The following is a 22,624-nucleotide window of genomic DNA, read 5'->3' as shown; positions in this document are numbered from 1 at the left end:
ACAATGTTTAAAAAAGCATACATCTTAATCCTTTTGGTCTTGTTGGCCGTGGGAGTCAAGGGTCAGGAGTTGACCCTGCCACAACACTCCCAATATAATGCTGACAACCCGTTCCTAATATCCCCAACATATGCTGGAATTGGTGACCATATTAAGGTACGCTTAAATGGACTCACACAATGGGTAGGTATTGAAGATGCACCAGATACCCAAACCTTGGCAGCCGATGCCAGGATTGGAAACCGCTCAGGTTTGGGTATGTTTCTATACAATGACAGTAATGGATTTACCAAGCAAAGAGGTGCCCGTGTTTCCTTTGCGCACCATTTGACCATAGATCGTTATGTTGATCAATTCTTATCCTTTGGTATTTCCTATAATTTTAATCAATTCCGTATTGATACTGAAAATTTTACGGAAAGCAACGGTGAACTTCCAGTAGATGATAAGGCCACTACCAACCATAATTTTGATGTGGGCATATTGTACCGCAAGAATAGTTTCTATTTTAGTCTTAACGCGGCCAATATTTTACCTAAAAACCTAGAGAGTTTTAACCCTATCTTTGAACCCAACACCCTAAGAAACTACTATATCTATACGGGTTATTCCATTAAGAAAAACAAGAACAGCAAATTTGAGTTGGAGCCATCCGTTTTTTTTCAATGGTTCGAAAGTGACAATCGTTCTGTTACCGACTTGAATGCCAAATTCCGTTTTTACGATTTCGAGGATTACTATTACGTTGGTTTAACGTATCGTTTCTTGAATGATCCCAGTCAACCGTTGACCCCTCTTTATCTGTCTCCCATGGCGGGTATAAAGAAAAACAATCTATACTTTGGATATTCCTACCAAATATTGACCAATGAAATATCAGGGTATAATATTGGTACACATGTGGTCACTATTGGAATGGATCTCTTCCAAGGAATAAGCAACTGTAGATGTATGTATTGATTTCGTTGGTTTTATCCTATTTTTGCCCTGTTTAAACCAGAGGTGTGGGAAAGATTAGGGTAAACAACATTAGGATACATTCCAATCACGGGTGTTTAAAGGAAGAAATGCTCATAGGAAGCGATTATAGGGTGGACTTGGAAATTTCTGCCGATCTTTCCTTACCTGCAGCATCCGATAAGCTTAGCGAAACCGTAGATTACGTTCATTTGAACAATATTGTAAAAGAGGAAATGGCCATACGCTCCAATCTTTTGGAACATGTTGCCAAACGCATCATTGACCGTATTTTTTTTGAAATACAAGAAGTTTCAAAAGTTGGGGTAGAAGTTTCAAAAATTAATCCGCCCATTGGTGGGGATGTGGAAAGCGTGACCGTTGTTTTGGAAGGTGAAAGGCCCAAATAATCGTTTGGGTAACCTAAAAAAAGTAGTACATTTGCTCTCCTAAACGGCATCGTGGCCGAGTGGCTAGGCACAGCTCTGCAAAAGCTTGTACAGCGGTTCGAATCCGCTCGATGCCTCTAAAACCCAGCAGAAATTTGTTGGGTTTTTTTATTGATTGATGTGTTCTATCCGTTCGATTTCTTTTTGGATGTTGAACTCATCCTTGGGTAGAAATCCTTTAGTGATCAAGACAATTCCACAGATGATCAGAACAATTCCAAGCCCCTTTTTAATAAGAATAATCCGTTCTTTGGTCAAATATCTTTTTAACTGCTTAGCAAGCAGAATCTTAATTAAATCCGTAGAAAAATAAACAATCAGTACTGTAGAGAAAAAGACCATCATCCGGTTGGGATTGTTATCCAAACTGGGTCCCACCACAATAAGAAGGCCCAACCAAAAAGCCAGTACACCAATATTGATAAAGTTCAACAAAAAACCTTTAAACATAAGTGCAAGATAATTGCCCTTCTTGGCTTTTAGCCTTGCTTTTCTTCCATCCTTTTTCACAAAGAGCACAATGCCATAGATCAATAGAATCATTCCCCCAAAAACAAAAAGACCGGGTTGATTGCTCAGGTTTTCCAATAATTGGAAACTACTGAAATAGGCGATGAGCAGAAACACAATATCAGCAATGATCACCCCTATATCCAAACTTACCCCTGCCCTGAATCCTTTTGTTGCACTTGTTTCCAAGAGTACAAAAAAGACAGGCCCGATCATAAAACTCAGTAAAAATCCTAATGGTATGGCTGCCTGGATATCATCAATCATGTTGCTTATTCCACTCTTTTAATTTTTCCACCGAACACGGTACTTTCATCCATTTTCTTTGGGTCGCCATAGACCAGTACCTCACCTCCCGCCTTTACGTTGGCTTTTACATAATCGGTTGCGTAAATTTCAGCATTGCCCCCTGCATTGACGGAGATGGTCGTAAATTTTGTTTTAAATGTTCTTCCATTGTAAGCGCCCCCTGTGTTAATGATAACATCCTGATTATTGGAAAATCCGGCGGCCATAATTTCTCCTCCTGAAACTGATTTGATCAAGAGTTGATCTACTTGACAGTTGATTTCCATTTTAGCACCTTCCTGTGCTTTCAGTTCCAATACATCCTGTACATAGGTTTCATCCGATGAAATACGCGCATCCTCATTTACATCAATTACCTTCAGGGTTTCGGTGTGGTACAAATCAACATACGTTCTGTACCCACTGAACATCTTGTCAATCTGCATTCTTATTTTTAGCACACCATCGTTATTTACAATGGCCACTTTTTCAGTATTTGCTCCAGTAATGACCGCCTTATTTTCATTCGACTTTATCAAATTTATGGACAAACCATCAAAAGCCTTTACCTCTGTATAACTTTCAAGGTTTTGTGTTAATTCCCCTTGGGCCGTGACCAACTGTAAAAAAAAGCCCAACAATACCGTTGCGTAGGTTTTCATACTATAAAAATTTGGTTCTCAATAGGATAACAAATTTTATTCCAAAATAGTATCATTCCTTCTTACCAATCAACGAAAAGTCCAAATGTCTTTTGATCAAATCGGAATCTTTTACCATTACATATACTTCATCTCCCAATTGATATACTTTTTTTCTCCGTTCACCAACAATGGCATATTGGCGTTCATCAAATACGTAGTAATCATCTTTAATATCCCGAATCCTGACCATTCCCTCACATTTATTTTCAATGATTTCCACATAAATGCCCCATTCGGTCACTCCAGAAATCACGCCCAAAAACTCTTGGTCCTTATGGTCTTCCATAAACTTGATCTGCATGTACTTGACCGAATCCCGTTCTGCATTGGCTGCCAACAGTTCCATGTCTGAGGAATGTTTACATTTTTCTTCATAAATGGCCTCTTTGGGTGGTTTACCGCCATCCAAATAATGCTGCAGTAACCTATGGACCATGACATCCGGATATCTACGGATGGGCGAGGTAAAATGGGTGTAGTACTCAAATCCCAAACCATAATGACCAATATTATCCGTAGTATATATGGCCTTGCTCATACTACGTATGGCCAAAGTATCCACTAAATTCTGTTCCTTCTTACCTTTTACATCCTCCAACAACTGGTTTAGGGAGCTGTTGATACTCTTTCTATCCCTTAGATTAATACTATGTCCAAAACGAGAAATAACGCCGTTCAAGGCCAGTAATTTCTCTTCATCCGGCTCATCATGTACCCGATAGACAAAGGTTTTTTTCTTCCTCCCGATAAATTCCGCCACTTTTCGGTTGGCCAGCAGCATAAATTCCTCAATCAGTTTATTGGCATCCTTTGATTCTTTGAAGTACACGCTTTCCGGTTCATTCTTTTCATTGAGGTTGAAACGTACTTCGATCTTATCAAAAGAAATGGCTCCAGCATCCATGCGTGCCTTTCGCATAATCTTGGCCAATTCATCAAACTTAAGGATGGCATCTTTAACCTCATTGGAAACTGTATAGGCATTCCCTCGTATTGAAATATCTTTTGGAATGTTGGCCTGTTTTGTTTCAATAATATGTTGCGCCTCTTCATAGGCAAAACGCTCATTGGAATTAATCGCGGTCCTACCAAACCATTGATTGACCAATTTGGCCTTGTCATCCATTTCAAAAATGGCAGAAAAGGTATATTTCTCCTCATTGGGTCGAAGGGAACAGGCATTATTGGACAATACTTCGGGAAGCATGGGCACCACCCGGTCCACCAAATACACCGATGTGGCCCGATCAAAGGCCTCATCTTCCAAAATGGTATCTGGCATTACATAATGGGAAACATCCGCAATATGAATCCCAATTTCATAATTCCCATTCTCCAATTGTTGAAAGGATAGGGCATCATCAAAATCTTTGGCGTCTTTGGGATCTATGGTAAAAGTGAGGACATCCCGCATATCCCTTCTCTTGGCAATCTCCGATTCTTTGATCGAAGTATCCAAGGTTTGGGCAAATTGTTCCACTTCAAGGGGAAACTCATACGGAAGACCGTACTCTGCCAAAATAGAATGTATTTCGGTATCATGTTCGCCTGGTTTTCCCAGTACCTCGATCACTTCACCATAAGGCGAATCTCTATCATCTGGCCAATCGCCAAGTTGTACCAATACCTTATCTCCATCATTTGCCTTTTTCAGCTTTTCAAGGGGGATGAAAATATCTGTATACATTTTTTGGTCCGTAGGCCGAACAAAAGCAAAAGTCTTTTGTTTGTCCACAATGCCCACATAAGAGGATTTTCGTCGCTCTAAAACCTTTGAAACTTCACCTTCCGGTCGTTTTCCATTTCGTTTGGGCTTTAAAAAAACCTCTACCATGTCTCCGTGGAACGCTTTGTTCATTCGGTTGAAAGGAACAAAAATATCATCATCCTTGTCTTCCACCACTACATAAGCATTGCCACTGGTGGTCATATCCACTTTTCCGGTAAAATAGGTATGTAGGCTCGGTTTCTTCTTATACTTTCCCCGTTCCTCTTCCACAATTCTATCGTTGGCCTTCAACTGTCCCAGACGTTTGATCAAATCGTTTCTATCTTGGGTATCGGTAATGCCTAATTGTGCGGCTATTTGCTTGTAGTTAAAGCTTTGTGACGGTTCTTTTTCAAGAACTGTAAAAATGCCCTTGGTAATCTCATTCTTCCGCTGACTCCTGTTCCTCTTCTTTTTCTTTGACATTTACGTCCTTATTTTTTTGAAAAATACAAATTAAAATTCTTGACCTACCAAGAAAGGTAAAGTAATCCTTATCACAAGGCGTTTTATCAACAATTATTATAATATCATCTTTTCTTTCTTTTAAAATTTAAAAAAATGATGATGATGATGGACTGTTGAAATGTGGAATAATTTTTACGTTAATTTCTTGCTTTGAACAGTTGAAGTTTTTTGTTCACAATTTTTCACATCATAAAAACTATAAAAATCAACTGATTGCATTTGTTATGAACTGATTTTAATAACCGTTTTCAACATAAATTTATTGAAAACTTAAGGTTGATTTAATGTTAACTATTCGTGTTTTTTGTTCCCATTGGGTTGATTAATTTTTAAAGAATTATCAGATTAACATTAAGAAATTATTGTACTGCATTTATTTTTATGAAAATCAAAATTTAATTACACTTAGTTTTCTTAAAAAGATCAACAAAACAGGAAAAATGATAATGTGTTGTTCTACAAATACATGCAAAGATTGGTTGTTTTTTATCAACATGCCCACTCAAAAAGAATCGTACCTTTGTAATCTATCACATTAATACAAAAACCATGAAGATTGCCATAGGAAACGATCATGCTGGAACCGATTACAAGTTGGCCATAATAGGGCTTTTAAAATCAAAAGGAATAGAAGTTATAAATTATGGTACCGATGGTACCGATAGTGTGGATTACCCCGACTTTGTTCATCCTGTGGCCAAAGATGTGGAAGAGGGCAAAGTGGACTTGGGCATCGTTATCTGCGGAAGTGGAAATGGCGCCACCATGACCATCAACAAACACCAAAAAGTACGTGGTGCCCTTTGCTGGAACAAAGAAATTACAGAATTGGCCCGAGAACATAACAATGCCAACATCTTAAGTCTCCCAGCCCGCTTTATTGCGCTTCCCCAAGCGTTGGATATGGTAGAAACTTTTTTGAATACCGAATTTCAAGGAGGTAGGCACGAAAGAAGAATAGAAAAAATACCCTGCAGTTAAACCAAGCAAATGGGTCATCACCATCACCACAATCATGGCCATTCGCATGCGCACAATGATTTAAAGGGAAGGAATCTTCTTATTTCTATCCTTTTGAACATTGCCATAACCGTATCGCAGGTCATAGGTGGACTTATTTCAGGGAGTTTGGCCCTTTTGTCGGACGCGCTCCATAATTTTAGTGATGTACTTTCGCTGATCATTAGCTATGTAGCCACCATTTTTGGGAAGAAAAAAGCATCCAGTCTTAAAACTTTTGGGTACAAGCGGGCAGAAATCATGGCAGCTTTTGTAAATGCCGCGACCTTGGTGGTGGTGGCTATTTTTTTGATGAAAGAAGCTGTGGAACGTCTCTATGATCCCCAAGTGATTGAATCCAATTTGGTGATTTGGCTTTCTTTATTGGGAATTTTGGCCAATGGGTTCAGTGTGCTTTTGTTGAAAAAAGATTCAGAGAGCAACATGAACATGAAATCGGCCTACCTGCATCTGTTAACGGATATGATGGCATCTGTGGCGGTCTTGATTGGGGGTATTTTGATGAAGTTTTTTCAAGTGTATTGGGTAGACGCCATATTGACCATGTTGATTGGCATTTATTTAATCTACATGGGGTATGATTTATTGAAAGAATCCACAAAAGTGTTAATGCTCTTCACGCCAAAATCCATAGTTATACAAGATATTGTAGAATCTATTTGTACCATAGAGCTCGTTAAGAACGTACACCATGTTCATATTTGGCAACTTAATGAAGATGAGGTTCACATGGAGGCCCATATCGACTTTAAAGAGGACATTAAACTATCTGAGTTTGATACCATTTTGGAGAAAATAGAAGAACACGTTTACCACAAACACGGCATTAATCATGTTAACATTCAACCCGAGTTTGACAAATGTGATTCCAAACAGGTAATAGTTCAGGATTGATGGAGGCTGTTATAAAAACATTCGATGAACTTTCCACGGAAGAATTATACCAAATACTCCGGTTGCGCAGCGAGGTCTTTGTGGTGGAACAAAATTGCGTGTACCAGGATATAGACAATAAGGACCAAAAAGCCCTTCATGTTTTGGGACTGAAAAATGGAGGACTTGTCGCGTACACCCGAATGTTCAGACCGGGGGATTATTTTGAAAATGGTAGCATTGGAAGGGTAGTGGTTGCCAACAATCAGCGAAAATATGGGTATGGTAAACAGATTATGCAAGTTTCCCTTGCTGCATTGGCACAACGATTTCCTAAAACCTCCATTGAAATTTCCGCACAGAAATATCTCCTAAAATTCTATACAGAAATGGGATTTATCGCCTTTGGTGAGGAATATTTGGAGGATGGCATTCCCCATGTTCGGATGTTGTATAAATAATCAAACCAACCTTTTAGCAACGCCAACCGCAATTAAATAATCCAATTTTAAGATCAGATTTATAGGCTTTTCCGCCTTGTTTTGGGTGGAAAAAAACAGATACCCCTCGTGCCATGGATGTAGTTTTTCGAGTCCCATTTTACCATGATACCCTTTATGCTGAAGAACAATTTCCTGAAAGCGTTTTTGGGTCAAGTGTAAAGAGGTCAAGTGTTGTATCAATTTTTCCCGGTTCACAAAAGTGATGTTGCAAGCAGTAAAACTGTCTTCCTCATCCGAAAAAATACTGGTCACCAAGGCGTAAAAATGAGTCTTTTTGGAAGCATCGAACAGCCAACCTTGTTTTTGAGTGTGGTCTTTTTCGTAGAAAAGTTCAAAAGCAAATGTGGGGAGATTTTCGTTGATATAATCCAGTTGGGCTTTTTCATCCACAAAATAGGTTGTGCCCGTTTTTTTATCCGTTAGGATAACATCAATACCCAAAAACTGTTGTTCCAAATCATGGATGCGCTCAAAAGAATACTGCTTTAAATGTTTTAGGTAATAAAAATCCAATAATGGGGCTAAACGTTGTTCTTTGGATAGGTCAGCTTTGAAATTGCTTTTCAACTTGGGATATTTTTTGGAACAGGGCAGAACCAATCTGTTCCACAACACCCACAACCAAGGCATTTCCCATAAAAAATGCCCGTTTGGCATCCGGGATTCCTTCTAGCAACGTGTGATTGTCCGGAAACATGTTCAACCGTTCCAATTCAACAGGAGAAAGTCTTCGCAGTCCCTTTTTTGTTTGGACCACGTGCTTAAACCGAGAAGGGGATTTACCTCCTTCTCCGGTTATAATGGTTCTGGAAGGTTGATCAAGCGCATCCGGAAATACCATACTGCCCTCACTATACTTATATTCAAAACCAGCTTTGGTTCTGCGGATTTCTTTTTTGGCGCCCTTTAAATATTCCCATTTTGCAAGGTCGCTGTCATTAATGTATAGATTTGGATCAGCCGAACCGTTTTCTAAAATATCGGAAAGAACGGTAGGATTTCCGTCATACGATGGAGTTGTTTTTAGGGTGGAAATCGACCCATCTATGCAAATTCCAGAGTTTAAAAACGGAGAAAGTTCTTTTTCGGTATTAAAATGATTGGAAAGTGCCACCAAGTCCTCATCCAAATCAAAAGAAACTACAGTATGAGCCTTCTTTTCAACAGGAAAAGCGTTGGAAATTACCCCATCATGTAAAATCCAATCGGTAGGGCTGGAATTTTTAAGGGACTTAAAAAGTTCGGTAGACTCATGATACGCCATGAAAAAAACGCGCCTTCGGCGCTGAGGCATTCCATACTCGGCCGCATTGATTACACGCCATTCCACAGCATAACCCAAATCAGACAAACTACGGAGCATAACAGCAAAATCCCGCCCACGTTGGGTAGAAGGCGATTTTAATAACCGGTCCACATTTTCCAAAAACAGGTATTTGGGTTTGTTTTTCTTTTCCGAAAGAATCCGGTGAATGGACCACCAGAGCACGCCTTTTTTACCTAAAAGTCCCTTGGAATTTTTTAAGGAAGTGGCCACGGAATAATCCTGACAGGGAAAACCGCCCACCAAAACATCATGGTCTGGAATGTCGTCTGTTTTTACATTCTCAATGTTGGTGTTGGAATGGTTTTTTGAACCAAAACGGGCTTCGTACACCAATGAGGCATGTTGCATTTTGGTAGCGGGCTCCCACTGGTTGCTCCACACTACGGAGTAGTGTCCTGTTTTTTCCAAACCCAATCGAAAACCACCTACACCGGCAAAAAGTTCACAGACCTTAAGTTGTTGCATATCCAAAAATAGGATTTATTCTATTTTGTTTCGATTGGAATCATACAGACCCACCAAAACACTGTTCCCTTTTTCATCTACCCTAACACCCCCATATTTGGCATCTGCATACTTTTCGTCTTCACCCTCCTGAAAGAAATAGGATTCCGCACCAATTTGAATCCTGTTCCATTCGCCAATGGTATATTCAATGAGATATTCATTTTCGTTTTTCGGAGCATTCTTTTTTTGATAGCGTCTTCGTTGCGCAACTCCATCCGAATCCAAAGTAACCACACAATAGCCGCGTTTGGGGATTTCATTCCCTACAACTTCATCTGAAATCTCATAGTTCAGTCGCATATAATCCCCCTGCATTAAAGATCGGGGATCCACAGGAGCCAGCTCAAGGAGAATCAAATGCCCTTCAGCCATAATTTTCTCTTTTTGAACAATGGAATAGTTGAACAGGCCCAAAAAGAGAATTAGATTGAGTAAAATAACGTAGCCACTATAGGTTTTCATTGGATTTCAGTTTTTTGGTTAGGAAGACATAGAAAAAAAGAAACACCAATCCCGAAGAAAATAGAATGATGGATTTGGTCAGCAAGGTGAAATTGAGGTCAAAATAGTATAGAATCACAAAACACACCAACGCAATGATTCCAATGGACAAGCCTGTTTTATAGTTGACCCTGAAGCTTAACATTACAATGAGCAGCGCACCCGAAATAGCAGGCGCAAACAATGTAGGCAATAGGGTAAGTGCACTAAAAAGATATACCCACAGTTTTGTTTGTGGGGATGTAACCTTAAATGTTTTTAGAAGCAGATAGACCACATACAGCAAAATGAAGATTATGACCAAGGAAGACATCCAAAAATAGGATTGGGACATGTCAAAGAACCCATGTTTGGCGGTGGCTACAAGCCCAAACAACAAAGAAAACACCAGCCCAATACGCAGGGAGTCGTACCGTTTCACCAATTTTAGATCTGAGGTAAGAATGCTTGATTCGTTCAAGAAGACATAGGTGAGGGCCAAAGCATGTAGGTTGATGTACAGATGGATTAGGCTGTGCATATCATTGGAAATGATCAAGGTTAAAATTGCTGAGCTTGCAATTAAAACCGAAAAGAAGGATAAAATGGGATTTTTGACCAGTAACAACGTGAAAAACGCCATGGCCATCACCAAAAGTGTGATAACATCCTCATTAATGTCAAAGGCGAACAGCCCAATAATAAAAAGAATCATACCGAGAATATAGAGAGAGACGCCAAAGGTGTCAATAATGAGTTTGTCATATTGTTTGACAAGCATAATCGATACACTAACAAGACCAATACCTACCATCAGCATTGCAGCTTCTGATTTATATATCTCCAATAACAATAGAAAGCCCAAAAAAGCAATGGAAGCCAAGATGCCTCCAAAAATGGAGAGCGCTTTTATAATAAAACTGGATTTTCCCTCATCCCTTCTTTCATATTCTTTTAGAATGGCAGATTCATCATACTTAAAAGAGTCGCCTTCAAGCACTTTGATGCTTTTTATATGCCGCTGTATGTCCTCTATTTTTCCCATTTCTTTTGATAGTTCAATAAGATTTTAATCAACAGGGTAATGCTTGTCACAATAAAAATTCCAATGGCAAAGAGCATACTGGCTTCCTCTGAAAAATTTATCATTGCGGCGCTAAGTATAATGATGACACTAAAAGGAATAATGGATAGATAAAACAGGCTTTTCGTTTTTAAACCGTACCAAATCCCAATACCGTAAAACAGTACTGCAACTCCAAGCAGAGCCTTAAATGAGGGTTCCGGCTCGTTAAATATTCCTGAGGAAACACCAATTGTGGAATATGCCACTGTAGCCAAAGCGATGAGTTGCACAAACCATGAGGGAAAGGACTTTAGTTTAAAAATTTTTGGCAAGCCTAGAAAAGCCAAAAGCAAAAGCCCGTTCATGGAAAAAAGGAGAGTATACACGAACATTTCGGACCATTCATAGGCCGCTTGTTCGGCATAAAGGAAAAGTACGGTGTTCAGTAAAGCAACAAAAAGTGTCCAAAGTGGCGCAAAGTTGGAAAATAGGACCCAAACGGTGATAAATAAGGTCCAACCTAGAAAAAAATCATACGCATCTGCCCCAGTTTGATACACTTGCCCAAAAACGGCATACAGGACCCCGACCAGAATGGATGCCGCCAAAAGCAACATTTTTCTAATAAGGGGTTTTGTCTTTGCGAAGAGAGCTACCAAAATCAGCAAAACAACAAGGAACTCAATCAGTCCAAGTTTTACATACTTGTGAAGGTCGGCCCAATTATAGGCGAAGAAAAATACAATTCCGGCTGCGGTAAAAGAAACACCCAAAGCCAATAGCAGGAGCTGTAGGAATCTTTGCCAGGAAGGAACATCATTATAAATGTTTTCTTCCAAAGTGCTCTGCACCCCAGTTTCAGACCAATTACTGTGGTTGCAGAGTATCTGTATGTCTTGGCGATCAATTTTTGGCATGTGGCATGTAGTCTTTTAACAATATACAATGGAAATCAAAACAAATCCTTACAAAACCCAACAATAAAGAATATTGAAAATAGAAGAAAGAAAAACAAAATCATTCGGTTTCCATAAACCGAAAAATCCTGTTTTTGTAAATTTTCGGCCAAACGGGAAATATGGGAATCTCTGGGGAGATACATGATTTCCAGTTCGTGCATGTCCGGTAATCCAACAATTTCCAACTTTCCCACCACTTTTTTATCGCTTCCCTCAATGATTTGCCCTTTTTGGTCTGGGTACGTATAAATAAATTTCACTACTGGATTATCGTTAATAAGGGTGCCCGTATCCTTATATTCCTTAACCGTTGCTGTAACGCCCAAGCCATAATACAACAAATCCCAATTTTGGGATTTGGATTTCTTGGAGGCCAACAGGCCCAAACGGTTTAAAAGAAAACACAGAAACAACAAAACCAGAACAACAAAAATCAAAGACCCATCGCCTATAGAGGAAATGGAAAAAACAGCTTCATAATGGTTAGGGGAGGCACTTATCCTTGAAATGGCCTCGCCCATAAGAAAATAGCATCCAGCAACAAAGGCTATGGTCAAAATACTGTAAAAGAGTATGTGCAGCATTGAAATATGATATTCGCCGGTCTCGGGAAAAATGGGATTGCCCGGTTTTCTTCCTGAATTCAACAAGATTCGCATGGTGCTATCCTTTTTGAATCGATTTAAATGGGGTTGTTTATCCACGAACCTGATTTTACGCTGTATGGGATATCCTGAAAAATTTTCAAAAAGAATATCGAGTTCCAATAGTGGAAATTTTCCATTTTGGAGGACATTCACCGAAAGTATGGTGGCATCCTTTGCCGGAACTGAGCTGTTTTTTTGAGACTTCCACAGTGTAAGGGGACGAATAAAGCAAAACCGCATCAATTTATAGAGCCAAAAGAGTAGGACGAGACTCAATAGAATCAGGGTGATAACGGTGTAGGTCATGAGCTAAATTTTCAGAAAAATAACGAACCGCAAAATGTATTTACCCTGCTATTTGACCATTGTAGCGTATGGTTTGATAAAGATGCTTCCTTAGTTGGCGTTTGGATAGAGTATTTCCAAAAAACGATTTAAATTGTCAAGTTGATTTTCATTCAAATTTGGTTCGAGATTGTTTTTTTTGGAATAAGCACGCGCAAAAAGCTCGAACTTTACCCGATATACCATTTTCTGCATTTCAACATCACCCTTTTCTTGCAGGTTGTCCAGCTTTCCAAGCTCCTTTTCCCACCAAATGAAGTTGGGGTCATCACCCGAGTCAAAGTCTTTTGAAAATTGGGACCTTAGTTTTTGGGTCCATTTTCCCTCTGTGGACATAGCGGCTTTTAGGGCCTTTTTTTGTGATTTGAATTCTTTGGATTTTTGCAGAACCTGGTATTCTTGCTCAAGCGAATCCAAGTGAATCAATCCCTCATAATCCTTTAATAAACGAATATATTGCTCTTCTAGAAGCAGAAGTTCGTTTTGGGCATCAAGATTACGTAACCATTGGCAATCGGCATTAAAATGAGCTTGGATTTCTTCGAGATTTATCGGGGTTTCTTTTTTGAGCTTTTGAAGGTATAGCCAATCAAATGCCCGAGTAATTTGATGAGGCGGAGGCCATGCGTGTTTGTCATCAAAAGTAAAAAGTGTACTGTTGAAATTGATACTGTTGAGATACGTTTTACCCAAATTCATCTCACTATAGTTCATATCCCTATAACCACAAAGGCCCACGTAGGCAAAATCATGGGTTGAAGGGGTATGTTCTGGCAGGCCCGAAAATCCTGCCCCACAGGCCACTACTCCAGCAAACTGATTGGTCAATGAAGCTATGGCGGCAGCCAAACGGGAGCCTCCAGAAAACCCAGATGCATATATTTCGTCCTCTTTTATGTTGAACCGTGAAAAAACCTCCTTGAATAGACGGTTGGCTACGTCAAAATTTCGTTCATAAGGTCCATTTCTGGAGTTATTGGAGCATACTAAAATAAGTCTATATTTTTCTGAGGCATCAATAAAAGGATGTATACCTATTGTACCACGGGCAGCTGGCTCAAAAATAAATACAATGGAACTTGGCAGGTTATCAGAAAAGGATTTTGGAAGGTAAAGAGCAAAAGATTCGCTAGGTACTCCTGTTATGACAATAGAATCATGAATGGTGCCTTTTTCCAGTTTAGCTTGTGCTTTTACCGAGGTAAAGTTTATTGTAAAAAGCGCCAGAAAAAGGTAAAAAAGCCGCATGGCCTACTTCAAGATTTCGTCGTACTTGGTTTTGTTCTTCAACAGTTCTGTTGCGGCCAAAATGGCCTCATCATGATTGAGATAATATTTGTAAAGTCCGTCGCGATAAAAATAGCGGGTGATGATTTCATCTTCCAGCCCCTTCTTTATTTCATCCTTATACGTATCCAAAGCAGTAATTTTCCCTCGATTTACGGCCAATAACAAATCCTTGTATTTTTCTTGTACTGCAGGCCCCAAGAGGGCATCGTCCGTGTTGATGGATTCTTCCAACAACTCCTCTGTCTTGGTTTGAAAGGTGAAGTTTTGTTCCCGGACATAATTTTTAAAAGTGTTGTAGTCCGCATCTGAAAAGGAAAAATCATCAATACGTTCAAAATTGTGATCGTAGTAGAAATCTGTGGCAAAATCAAAAACAATATTGTTCTCTTGTAGCGAATTGATAAGGGAGTTGGTTTTTAGGGAATTGATGACCACATCTGGCATTACACCGCCCCCGTCCCAGACCTTACGGCCATTTTTGGTGGTGAATTCATGGAAATCTGTATTGCGAACGGCATTGCCCTCTTCGTCCCGGTTCCAATAATCCAAAGACTGAATGCATCTTCCAGAAGGCGTATAATAGCGTGAGATGGTTACTTTCAATTGTGTTCCATAAGTGAGTTTTAAAGGACGCTGTACCAATCCTTTTCCAAAGCTCCGGGCCCCCATGACCACTGCACGGTCTAAATCCTGCAAGCCTCCGGAAACAATTTCACTGGCAGAGGCACTTTTTCCATCTACCAAAACCACGAGCGGAATATCCAAATCCTCGGGTTGGTTTTTGGTCTTGTATTCTTGGTTGAATTTTTTGACCTTGGATTTTGTGGTAACGATCAACTCGCCTTTGGGAACGAATAAATTGGTCACATTGATAGCTTCGGAAAGAAGTCCTCCAGGATTTCCCCGTAGATCAAGGACCAGTTTTTCCGCACCTTGACCTTTTAGATTCTGAATGGCAGATTTTGTTTGATCTGATGCTTTTCGGTTAAACCGGGAAAGTACAATGTACCCGGTTTTTTCATCGATCATGTCATAAAAAGGAACGGCATCCACTTCGACCCCTTCGCGGATAATGTTGGCGGTCTTGGTTTCCCCCTGCCTTATGTAGGTTACGGTGACCGAAGTATTGTTGGCACCTTTCAGCAATTCACCTGCATCATCATCAAAATCAGAAACTTTGGTATCGCCAATTTTTATGATTTCGTCCCCAGCTTTCAATCCTGCCTTGTCGGCGGCATACCCTTTGTAAGGCTCTACGATGAGCAATTTGCTTTCATAAGAGCGAACTAAAGCCCCTATTCCGGAATACTCCCCCGCATTGTTGATTCTGTAGGTTTCCACATCTTGCTCGTTCAAAAAACGGGTATAGGGGTCAAGCTCGTCCAGCATGCTTTTGATGGCAGAATCCATGAGCTCTGCGGGATTGGTCTCATCCACATAATTCATGTTCAATTCCTTGAAGAGCGTAGTGAAAATTTCAATTTGCTTTGCAATCTCAAAGAAATCACTTTTAATACTGAAACTACTTGCCCCAATTAAAACGGCAACGGCCAAAATGGGGATGACAACCTGTTTTTTAATCAATTTTTTCATGGGATTCTTTTTTTAGGAAGCCTTCCATAAGTTGCTTCATAGCACTTTCTATATCAGCGTAAACGGGCATCTTATTACCAAGGTATAAAATTAAGAACGCAAAGTTGCCCTCTATGTTGTTAAAAATAAGGGCTTTGTTAAGTCGATAGGCTTCACGTAAAAGTCGTTTTATGCGATTGCGGTCAACGGCATTTTTAAATTTTTTCTTTGGAGCCACCACGCCCACCTTAATTTTGGAACCATCATCAAAGTTTGTGTTGAGATAGATCAACTTCAAAGGAAAATGGGAAACGCTTTTACCTTCTGCAAAAAGAGCCTCAAAAAGCACTTTGCTCTTGAGTTTTTCTTTTTTTGGGTAGCGGGTTATGGAGGACATTACTGTCAAGGAATAGTTTTGAAACCTAAGGATTAGACTGGTATATATTGTTCTCCCCGTCCACATCGGCCATGAGTTGGGAGGGGTCTATTACAATGGCCGTTACATTTTCCATGGGCATATCTATGGTAAATTCATAGGAAGGATTTGCCCAAGGCCAATCTTCCAACTCGGTTCTGTCCAAATTGGTATATGGATTCGATTTTTCCCCATACATCATCCGTAATGGAATATAGTACGTGCTTTGGGTACCATCGGCACCCACCACCAAAATATCCAGGGGCATTGGCATTTCCCCAATTCGCTCAAGGCTTACTTTGGTTTTGTCACCATCAGCAATAACATTTTGTATGCCATAATCTATGGTGTTTGTGGTCTTGGTCCAATCGGTGAGATACCAATCCAAATGCATACCGGAAACTTTTTCGGCAGTACGGATAACATCATTGGGCACTGGGTGCTTGAACTTGAAATCTTCAAAATATGTTCTAATGGTTTCCATCAGCTTGTCCTGGCCGATAACATACCCCAATTGCGACAAAAATATGGCTCCCTTGCTATAGGCCGAGATGCCATAGGCGAAATTGGTGGTATAACGGTCCGCATGCGTGGTCTGGGGTTTTTCCAGACCCGAGTTTACCAAAGCGTAGTAGCCTTTGTAGGAACCTTCGAACGGATTTTGCTTGTTCTGTTCCATAATTTCATTCATGCAAAGACTGCTGATGAAGGTGGTGAAACCCTCATCCATCCATTCATGCTCGGATTCGTTGGTCGCCAAAACATGTTGAAACCAGGAATGCGCCATTTCGTGTACCATGACCCCAACCAAACTACTGAATTCACGGTTACCGGTAACCAGGGTGCTCATGGCATATTCCATGCCGCCATCACCTCCCTGTACCACGGAGTATTGCTCATACGGGTATTTTCCAATGTTTTTGCTGAAAAAGCGCATGGCCTCTTCTGTTTTGGGCTGCAATTTTTTCCAGTTTTCAATGATTTCTGGGTTGTTCTTGTAATAAAAATGAAGGGTCGGTCCGTCTTCCATTTCTACCGTATCATGAATATATTCTGGATCCGCGGCCCACATAAAATCGTGCACATTTGGGGCCACAAAATGCCAAGTAAGGGTCTTGCCCTTGGTTTTTACCACGGTTCCGGGAGTTTCATACCCATGACCAATCTCTTGGGGATTCTGCAAATAACCGGTTCCACCAACCGTGTAATCCTTATCTAAAGTGAGTTTTACATCAAAATTACCCCACACGCCGTGAAACTCGCGGGCAATGTACGGATTGGGATGCCAACCTTCATAATCGTATTCGGAAAGCTTGGGGTACCATTGGCTCATGGAAAGGGCCACACCTTCACTACTATTTCTTCCAGAACGGCGAATCTGTAACGGAACTTGCCCTTTAAAGGTCATTTCCAAGGTTGTTTTACCGCCGGAGGGAACGGGTTTGGCCAAATCCACCACCAAAATGGTCCCTTCTTCTTTAAATGATACGGCTTGTCCGTCTTGCGTAAGCGTTTCCGCATGTAGATAGCCCATTTCACTTTCGGAAAGGGTGGAAATTCTACTCACTCCGTTTTCCATCATTCGATTATCGGGGTCCTTTATGTTCTGTAACCGAATGTCCATCTCGCTTCCCGGTTGAAAGGCGTTGTAGTACAGATGGTAAAAAACTCTATCCAAAACATCAGGTGAGTTATTGGTGTAGACCAGTTTTTGTGTTCCGGTATATTGATAGGTTTTTACATCCATGTTAACATCCATGGTATAATCCACATGTTGCTGCCAATACGAATTGTTCTGTGCGATAAGAAGGGAAATTCCCGATACTGTGGTAAAAAAGAATGATAATAAACGCTTCATATTTTATTTTGAATTGCTGTTCAAGGTCATTCTGCCTTTTGAAATATTATCTGCCAAAAGTAGGGCATTATAGGCATTGACCATTTTTCCTGATTTTGAGATTTTATCAAAGGTTGTGGGTTTGGTTTCATCGCCCGCCACAATAACGGAGGCTTTTGAATACAATCCAGATTGCATAATAATATTTTTTACCTGGGGAGCAGATAAATCTGGATAATAAGACCGGATCAAGGCCGATACACCAGCAACTGCCGGGGCCGCCATGGAGGTACCACCTTGAAAATCATAATCGTTGTTGGGAAGGGTGGAATAGATATCATCCCCTGGCGCAAAGACATCCACATTTTGTTTGCCGTAGTTGGAAAAAGTGGCCACCATATCAGAGCCATAGCTGCTTGTTAGCGCGCCCACAGTAATAAGGTTATCAGCAAACTCATCGGTCTGGCCCAATTTGGCATCATTGGGATAATTTGGGTTCTCCGGGTCGTCCAAATCATGGCCGTCGTTTCCTGCAGCATGAACAATCAATACATCCTTGGAAGCCGCATATTTGATGGCATCGTACACCCATTCGGCTTCTGGTGAAAATGCCTTTCCAAAGCTACAGTTAATGATTTTTGCCCCATTATCCACAGCATATCGTATGCCCAAAGCAATGTCTTTGTCGTATTCATCACCGTTGGGCACGGCACGAACACTCATAATTTCCACATTTTGGGCCACACCTTTCATCCCAATGCCATTGTTGCGCTCTGCTGCAATGATTCCCGCTACGTGGGTGCCGTGACTTTCTGAATCTACCTGATTTTTAGGGTTTCCGTTTCCGTAGGGAACATCGGTAATATCATAGGGGTCATCACCAACCGGGGCTCTACCATTAAAATCTTTGTTGAGGTTGTAGTTGACCTGATCAGCGAAATAGGTAATGCCCTCTTTAAGTTCGGCCAAAACACTGGGAATGTCATCACCATAGGTGAACATCTGTGTCAGCACCGCAACACTTTGCTCCATAATAGGTGTTTTGGGCTCAATGGATTTTAAGTCTTCCTTGGTATAGGTTTCCTTGCCCAGTTCTTCTTTAACCGCGGCATCGGCACCTTTTACCACTTGATAAATTTGCTCGTATTGTTGTTTGTTTTGAAGTGCCTCGGGGTATTCCTTGTCCAGCAATAATCTAGCTTGGGCCCTTTCAGATGCATCACCAATGTTCAAGCGAAGCATTCGTACATATTCCAACTGTTCGTTGTAGGAATCACCCAAAAAATTGTACCCGTGAATATCATCCACATAACCATTGCCATCATCATCCTTTCCATTATTTGGAATTTCATCTTTGTTGGTCCAGAGTACGCCGTCCAAATCCTCGTGCTCCAAATCAATTCCAGAATCCACCACGGCCACAATAACGGTCTTTCCCTTTTTGTTTTTGATGATTTCCTTGTAGGCCCTATCCACACTCATGCCAGGAATGGTATCCATGATAAGGTCGGCATGGCCCCAGTTTTTTTTCTCCGTTTCGGTAAGATCGGTGATTTTTAAAGGTACCGTGTCAATATTTTCAACCGGGGTGGAAACCAAAGAGGTGGCCCCACAGCCCATAAGGAACAGTGAAGCGGAAAGGGATAGGATAGATAGTTTGCTATATGTGCGATTCATAAAAAAATGTATAGAATGTAAAACTTTATTGCGTGTTGAATATTTCGTTAAAAGAGAATGTTTCGTCCAATCGCACCCCTTTTTCGGTATGTTTTAGGGTGCAGAGTTGGTTGTGGGCATCGTGCTCAAAAAACAGAAGCCAATCCTTGTCTGCAGCCTTATTAAGGAATGTTGCTTTTTCTTCCATGGTGAGCAAGGGCCTAGTGTCGTATCCCATAACATAAGGCAATGGAATATGACCAACCGTTGGAATTAAATCGGCCACAAAAACCACGGTTTTACCTTTATAGGTTAGGTGCGGGAGCATTTGCTTGTCCGTATGTCCGTTCACAAAGTGGATTCCAAAATCCAATTCGGAATTCCCAATAAAAGCATCTTTGTTTTGCTGCACAAAATGAAGCTGTCCGCTTTCTTGCATGGGCAACAAATTTTCCTTTAGAAAAGAGGCTTTCTCCCGAGGGTTTGGTTCGGTGGCCCACTCCCAATGGTCCTTATTGCTCCAAAACCTGCCATTTTTAAAAGCGGGCTCGTAGCCTGTTCGGTCCTTGTTCCATTGAATGCTCCCCCCGCAATGGTCAAAATGGAGATGGGTCAAAAAAACATCGGTGATATCATCTCTGTGAAACCCAAGTTGCCCCAAAGAGCCATCCAAGGAATGATTTCCCCATAGATAGTAGTAACCAAAGAATTTTTCGGATTGTTTGTTGCCAAGACCGTTGTCTATCAAAATAAGCCGGTCCCCGTCCTCAATCAGGAGACATCGGGCACCCAAATCGATCATATTGTTGGCATCTGCCGGATTCGTGCGATTCCATATAGATTTTGGCACCACACCGAACATGGCCCCACCATCCAACTTAAAATTTCCAGTCTCTACAGGATAAATTGTCATTTAGAAAGCAAATGGCATGCAAAATAAGAAAAGCACAATGCAAATGGCTAAAAAATAGGAATTTATTGGCCGTATTTTAACAAAATTATTCAAAGGAAACCTAAGTTCGGGGCCTCTGGCTATTCATAAAGAAAAACTCCGTTTTTGGGATTGGGCCCAATCTAAAAGAAAAACTGTAAATTTCAACAAAACTTGAACAATGCTGGAACTTGCGGGAATCATTATTCTTGGCATTATCGCGCAATGGGTAGCATGGCGATTTAAATTGCCTGCCATTTTACCATTGATATTGATCGGTCTTTTAGTAGGACCTATATCTACGCTGTACACCGATGATGGCTCAAAACTTATTGAACCCATTTGGAACGGAGAGAAAGGATTGTTTCCCGGGGAAGGCCTTTACTATTTTGTGTCACTGGCCATCAGCGTAATCCTATTTGAAGGCGGTCTTACCTTAAAACGTGCCGAAATATCCAATGTAGGCCCTGTAATTACCAAGTTAATAACCATAGGAACAGTAGTCACCTTTTTTGGAGCTGGTGTTGCGGCCCATTATATTTTTGGGCTTTCATGGCAGATATCCTTCCTATTTTCAGGATTGATCATAGTTACGGGACCTACGGTGATCACGCCCATTTTAAGGAACATCCCTTTAAAAAAAGATGTCTCCACCGTATTAAAGTGGGAAGGGATTCTAATAGATCCCATTGGCGCATTGGTGGCGGTATTGGTATTTGAGTTCATCAGTGTTGGAGAAGGGCAGGCTTTCACACAAACCGCGCTCATTGAATTTGGAAAAATTCTACTTTTTGGGACCACCTTTGGATTTACGTTTGCCCATGCACTGGCCTTTGCCATAAAACGCGATTTTATACCGCATTATTTGTTGAATGTGGTATCGCTTTCCACTGTACTTCTGGTTTATGTGGAGTCGGATTTATTTGCACACGAATCTGGTCTTTTGGCCGTAGTGGTCATGGGAATGGTTTTGGGCAACATGAACCTGCCAAATATTAAGGAACTGCTATACTTCAAGGAATCCCTGAGTGTATTGTTGATATCTATTCTGTTCATTCTTTTGGCGGCCAACATCAATATCGCTGATATGGAGCTGATATACAATTGGGACACCGTGGCTCTGTTTGCTGTTATTGTGTTTATCATTAGGCCGCTGGGAGTGTTTTTGAGCGCCCATGGCTCCAATTTAAAGTTCAATGAAAAGCTCTTTATCGGGTGGGTCGGACCTAGGGGTATTGTTGCTGCTGGTATCGCTTCACTCTTTGGATCTAAATTGATTTTAAGGGGAGAGCCCGGGGCTGAATATATTACCCCCTTGGTCTTTATGATCGTGCTGGGAACCGTATTGTTGAATGCCACCACAGCCCGGATTTTTGCAAAATTGGTGGGTGTTTTCCTGAAAAAGTCCGAGGGTATTTTGATTATTGGCGCATCCAAGCTTTCGCGATTGATCGCAAATTATTTACGAAAGAACAACAGGCATGTGGTGTTGATAGATAATAACCAAACCAATGTGGACAAGGCCAAAAAGTTGGGATTGGAAGCCATTACGGCCAACATTTTTTCGGATACTTTGGCCGATAACATTGAGCTGAATGATATGGGTTATCTGATGGCACTTACAGGAAACTCGGACATCAACAAATTTGCTATTGATAAATTTCAAAAGCAGTTTGGAGAGAACGGTGCGTTCCGATTGGTGAACACCGAAGAGGTAAATGATCCCCAGAACAACCCGAAGGAAGGGCTCTTTTCACATACGGATGATTTCATTAAACTAATGGACACGGTTCGAAAATACCCCGCCATCCATGAGATTGATCTAAAGGACAAAGAGCATTACGATACACTTATAGATAAAAGCCAAGAGGAAGGCGATATCATCCCCGTTTTTACCAAACATCCTAATGGAAGTATAGAAATCATTCCTGCCAATAGTAAGGATTTTGAGCCTAAGGGTGAAGGCTTCAAACTCGTTTATTTAGGAAAACGGTTCTCAACTGAGAAAGAACCTTCTTAAGAATTTCATTTGTACATCAAATGAATCGGGGC

General features: G+C 40.8%; 21 protein-coding genes and 1 tRNA gene. 7 read left to right on the top strand and 15 right to left on the bottom strand.

Annotation, left to right across the window (positions count from 1 at the left end):
* The first annotated feature begins 3 nt into the window (after positions 1-3).
* The 3 genes from FG28_RS06235 to FG28_RS06225 all read left to right on the top strand — a co-directional run bounded on the left by FG28_RS06235 (position 4) and on the right by FG28_RS06225 (position 1,483).
* The gene (locus FG28_RS06235) at positions 4-960 is read left to right on the top strand and encodes a type IX secretion system membrane protein PorP/SprF (RefSeq protein WP_036380871.1); all 957 of its coding nucleotides are present in this window, start codon (positions 4-6) and stop codon (positions 958-960) included.
* Between the two features lie 44 nt (positions 961-1,004).
* Positions 1,005-1,367 carry a dihydroneopterin aldolase gene (gene folB, locus FG28_RS06230; RefSeq protein ID WP_036380868.1) on the top strand — a complete coding sequence of 121 codons (363 nt, stop codon included), beginning with the start codon at positions 1,005-1,007 and terminating at the stop codon, positions 1,365-1,367.
* Between the two features lie 45 nt (positions 1,368-1,412).
* Positions 1,413-1,483: transfer RNA gene (locus FG28_RS06225), tRNA-Cys, on the top strand.
* Positions 1,484-1,514: 31 nt separating this feature from the next.
* Here the strand turns inward: FG28_RS06225 and FG28_RS06220 are convergent.
* Genes FG28_RS06220 through rnr form a run of 3 tightly spaced genes read right to left on the bottom strand, consistent with a single transcriptional unit; the run spans position 1,515 to position 5,102 of the window.
* Positions 1,515-2,183: a LysE family translocator gene (locus FG28_RS06220; RefSeq protein WP_036380866.1), complete on the bottom strand. Its 669-nt coding sequence runs from the start codon at positions 2,181-2,183 to the stop codon at positions 1,515-1,517.
* A gap of 5 nt (positions 2,184-2,188) precedes the next feature.
* Positions 2,189-2,866 carry a head GIN domain-containing protein gene (locus FG28_RS06215; RefSeq protein WP_036380864.1) on the bottom strand — a complete coding sequence of 226 codons (678 nt, stop codon included), beginning with the start codon at positions 2,864-2,866 and terminating at the stop codon, positions 2,189-2,191.
* 52 nt (positions 2,867-2,918) lie between these two features.
* The gene (gene rnr / locus FG28_RS06210) at positions 2,919-5,102 is read right to left on the bottom strand and encodes a ribonuclease R (protein ID WP_036380861.1); all 2,184 of its coding nucleotides are present in this window, start codon (positions 5,100-5,102) and stop codon (positions 2,919-2,921) included.
* Positions 5,103-5,693: 591 nt separating this feature from the next.
* Here rnr and FG28_RS06205 point away from each other — a divergent pair.
* From FG28_RS06205 to FG28_RS06195, 3 genes are read left to right on the top strand one after another with little or no spacing between them, the layout of a single operon-like run.
* A complete protein-coding gene (locus FG28_RS06205) occupies positions 5,694-6,125 on the top strand; it encodes an RpiB/LacA/LacB family sugar-phosphate isomerase (protein WP_036380859.1) in 432 nt (143 codons plus the stop codon).
* A gap of 9 nt (positions 6,126-6,134) precedes the next feature.
* A complete protein-coding gene (locus FG28_RS06200) occupies positions 6,135-7,058 on the top strand; it encodes a cation diffusion facilitator family transporter (protein ID WP_036380857.1) in 924 nt (307 codons plus the stop codon).
* Positions 7,058-7,498, top strand: coding sequence for a GNAT family N-acetyltransferase (locus FG28_RS06195; protein WP_036386225.1), 441 nt, complete (start codon positions 7,058-7,060; stop codon positions 7,496-7,498). The genes FG28_RS06200 and FG28_RS06195 overlap by 1 nt, the downstream gene beginning before the upstream one ends.
* Here the strand turns inward: FG28_RS06195 and FG28_RS06190 are convergent, their stop codons facing one another.
* The 12 genes from FG28_RS06190 to FG28_RS06135 all read right to left on the bottom strand — a co-directional run bounded on the left by FG28_RS06190 (position 7,499) and on the right by FG28_RS06135 (position 20,554).
* Complete coding sequence (locus FG28_RS06190) at positions 7,499-8,107, bottom strand: hypothetical protein (RefSeq protein WP_036386223.1); 609 nt, start codon at positions 8,105-8,107, stop codon at positions 7,499-7,501.
* Positions 8,085-9,332, bottom strand: a complete 1,248-nt coding sequence (gene dcm, locus FG28_RS06185; RefSeq protein WP_036380854.1) for a DNA (cytosine-5-)-methyltransferase — start codon at positions 9,330-9,332, stop codon at positions 8,085-8,087. Before dcm ends, FG28_RS06190 begins: the two co-directional genes overlap by 23 nt.
* Positions 9,333-9,347: 15 nt before the next feature.
* Positions 9,348-9,836, bottom strand: a complete 489-nt coding sequence (locus FG28_RS06180) for a GDYXXLXY domain-containing protein (RefSeq protein WP_036380851.1) — start codon at positions 9,834-9,836, stop codon at positions 9,348-9,350.
* Positions 9,823-10,899 carry a DUF4401 domain-containing protein gene (locus FG28_RS06175; protein ID WP_036380848.1) on the bottom strand — a complete coding sequence of 359 codons (1,077 nt, stop codon included), beginning with the start codon at positions 10,897-10,899 and terminating at the stop codon, positions 9,823-9,825. Before FG28_RS06175 ends, FG28_RS06180 begins: the two co-directional genes overlap by 14 nt.
* On the bottom strand, positions 10,887-11,837 hold the full coding sequence (locus tag FG28_RS06170) for a DUF2157 domain-containing protein (protein WP_051947197.1): 951 nt from the start codon (positions 11,835-11,837) through the stop codon (positions 10,887-10,889). Before FG28_RS06170 ends, FG28_RS06175 begins: the two co-directional genes overlap by 13 nt.
* Positions 11,838-11,872: 35 nt before the next feature.
* Complete coding sequence (locus FG28_RS06165) at positions 11,873-12,832, bottom strand: hypothetical protein (protein WP_156102217.1); 960 nt, start codon at positions 12,830-12,832, stop codon at positions 11,873-11,875.
* A gap of 90 nt (positions 12,833-12,922) precedes the next feature.
* A complete protein-coding gene (locus tag FG28_RS06160; RefSeq protein WP_036380842.1) occupies positions 12,923-14,119 on the bottom strand; it encodes a hypothetical protein in 1,197 nt (398 codons plus the stop codon).
* A gap of 3 nt (positions 14,120-14,122) precedes the next feature.
* Positions 14,123-15,754 carry a S41 family peptidase gene (locus FG28_RS06155; protein ID WP_036380840.1) on the bottom strand — a complete coding sequence of 544 codons (1,632 nt, stop codon included), beginning with the start codon at positions 15,752-15,754 and terminating at the stop codon, positions 14,123-14,125.
* Complete coding sequence (rnpA, locus tag FG28_RS06150) at positions 15,738-16,130, bottom strand: ribonuclease P protein component (RefSeq protein ID WP_036380838.1); 393 nt, start codon at positions 16,128-16,130, stop codon at positions 15,738-15,740. Before rnpA ends, FG28_RS06155 begins: the two co-directional genes overlap by 17 nt.
* Before the next feature lie 25 nt (positions 16,131-16,155).
* A complete protein-coding gene (locus FG28_RS06145) occupies positions 16,156-18,006 on the bottom strand; it encodes a M1 family metallopeptidase (protein ID WP_036380836.1) in 1,851 nt (616 codons plus the stop codon).
* Positions 18,007-18,009: 3 nt separating this feature from the next.
* Positions 18,010-19,662 carry a S8 family peptidase gene (locus FG28_RS06140; RefSeq protein WP_036380834.1) on the bottom strand — a complete coding sequence of 551 codons (1,653 nt, stop codon included), beginning with the start codon at positions 19,660-19,662 and terminating at the stop codon, positions 18,010-18,012.
* A gap of 25 nt (positions 19,663-19,687) precedes the next feature.
* Positions 19,688-20,554 carry an MBL fold metallo-hydrolase gene (locus FG28_RS06135; protein ID WP_036380832.1) on the bottom strand — a complete coding sequence of 289 codons (867 nt, stop codon included), beginning with the start codon at positions 20,552-20,554 and terminating at the stop codon, positions 19,688-19,690.
* 199 nt (positions 20,555-20,753) lie between these two features.
* Between FG28_RS06135 and FG28_RS06130 the strand changes: the two genes are divergently transcribed.
* Complete coding sequence (locus FG28_RS06130; RefSeq protein ID WP_036380830.1) at positions 20,754-22,592, top strand: sodium:proton antiporter; 1,839 nt, start codon at positions 20,754-20,756, stop codon at positions 22,590-22,592.
* Positions 22,593-22,624 lie beyond the last annotated feature (32 nt).

The sequence above is a fragment of the Muricauda sp. MAR_2010_75 genome, from assembly GCF_000745185.1.
In the GTDB taxonomy this organism is placed as follows: domain Bacteria; phylum Bacteroidota; class Bacteroidia; order Flavobacteriales; family Flavobacteriaceae; genus Flagellimonas.
The sequence above is the reverse complement of the archived record's forward strand: the minus strand, read 5'-3'. Positions and strand labels throughout refer to the sequence as shown.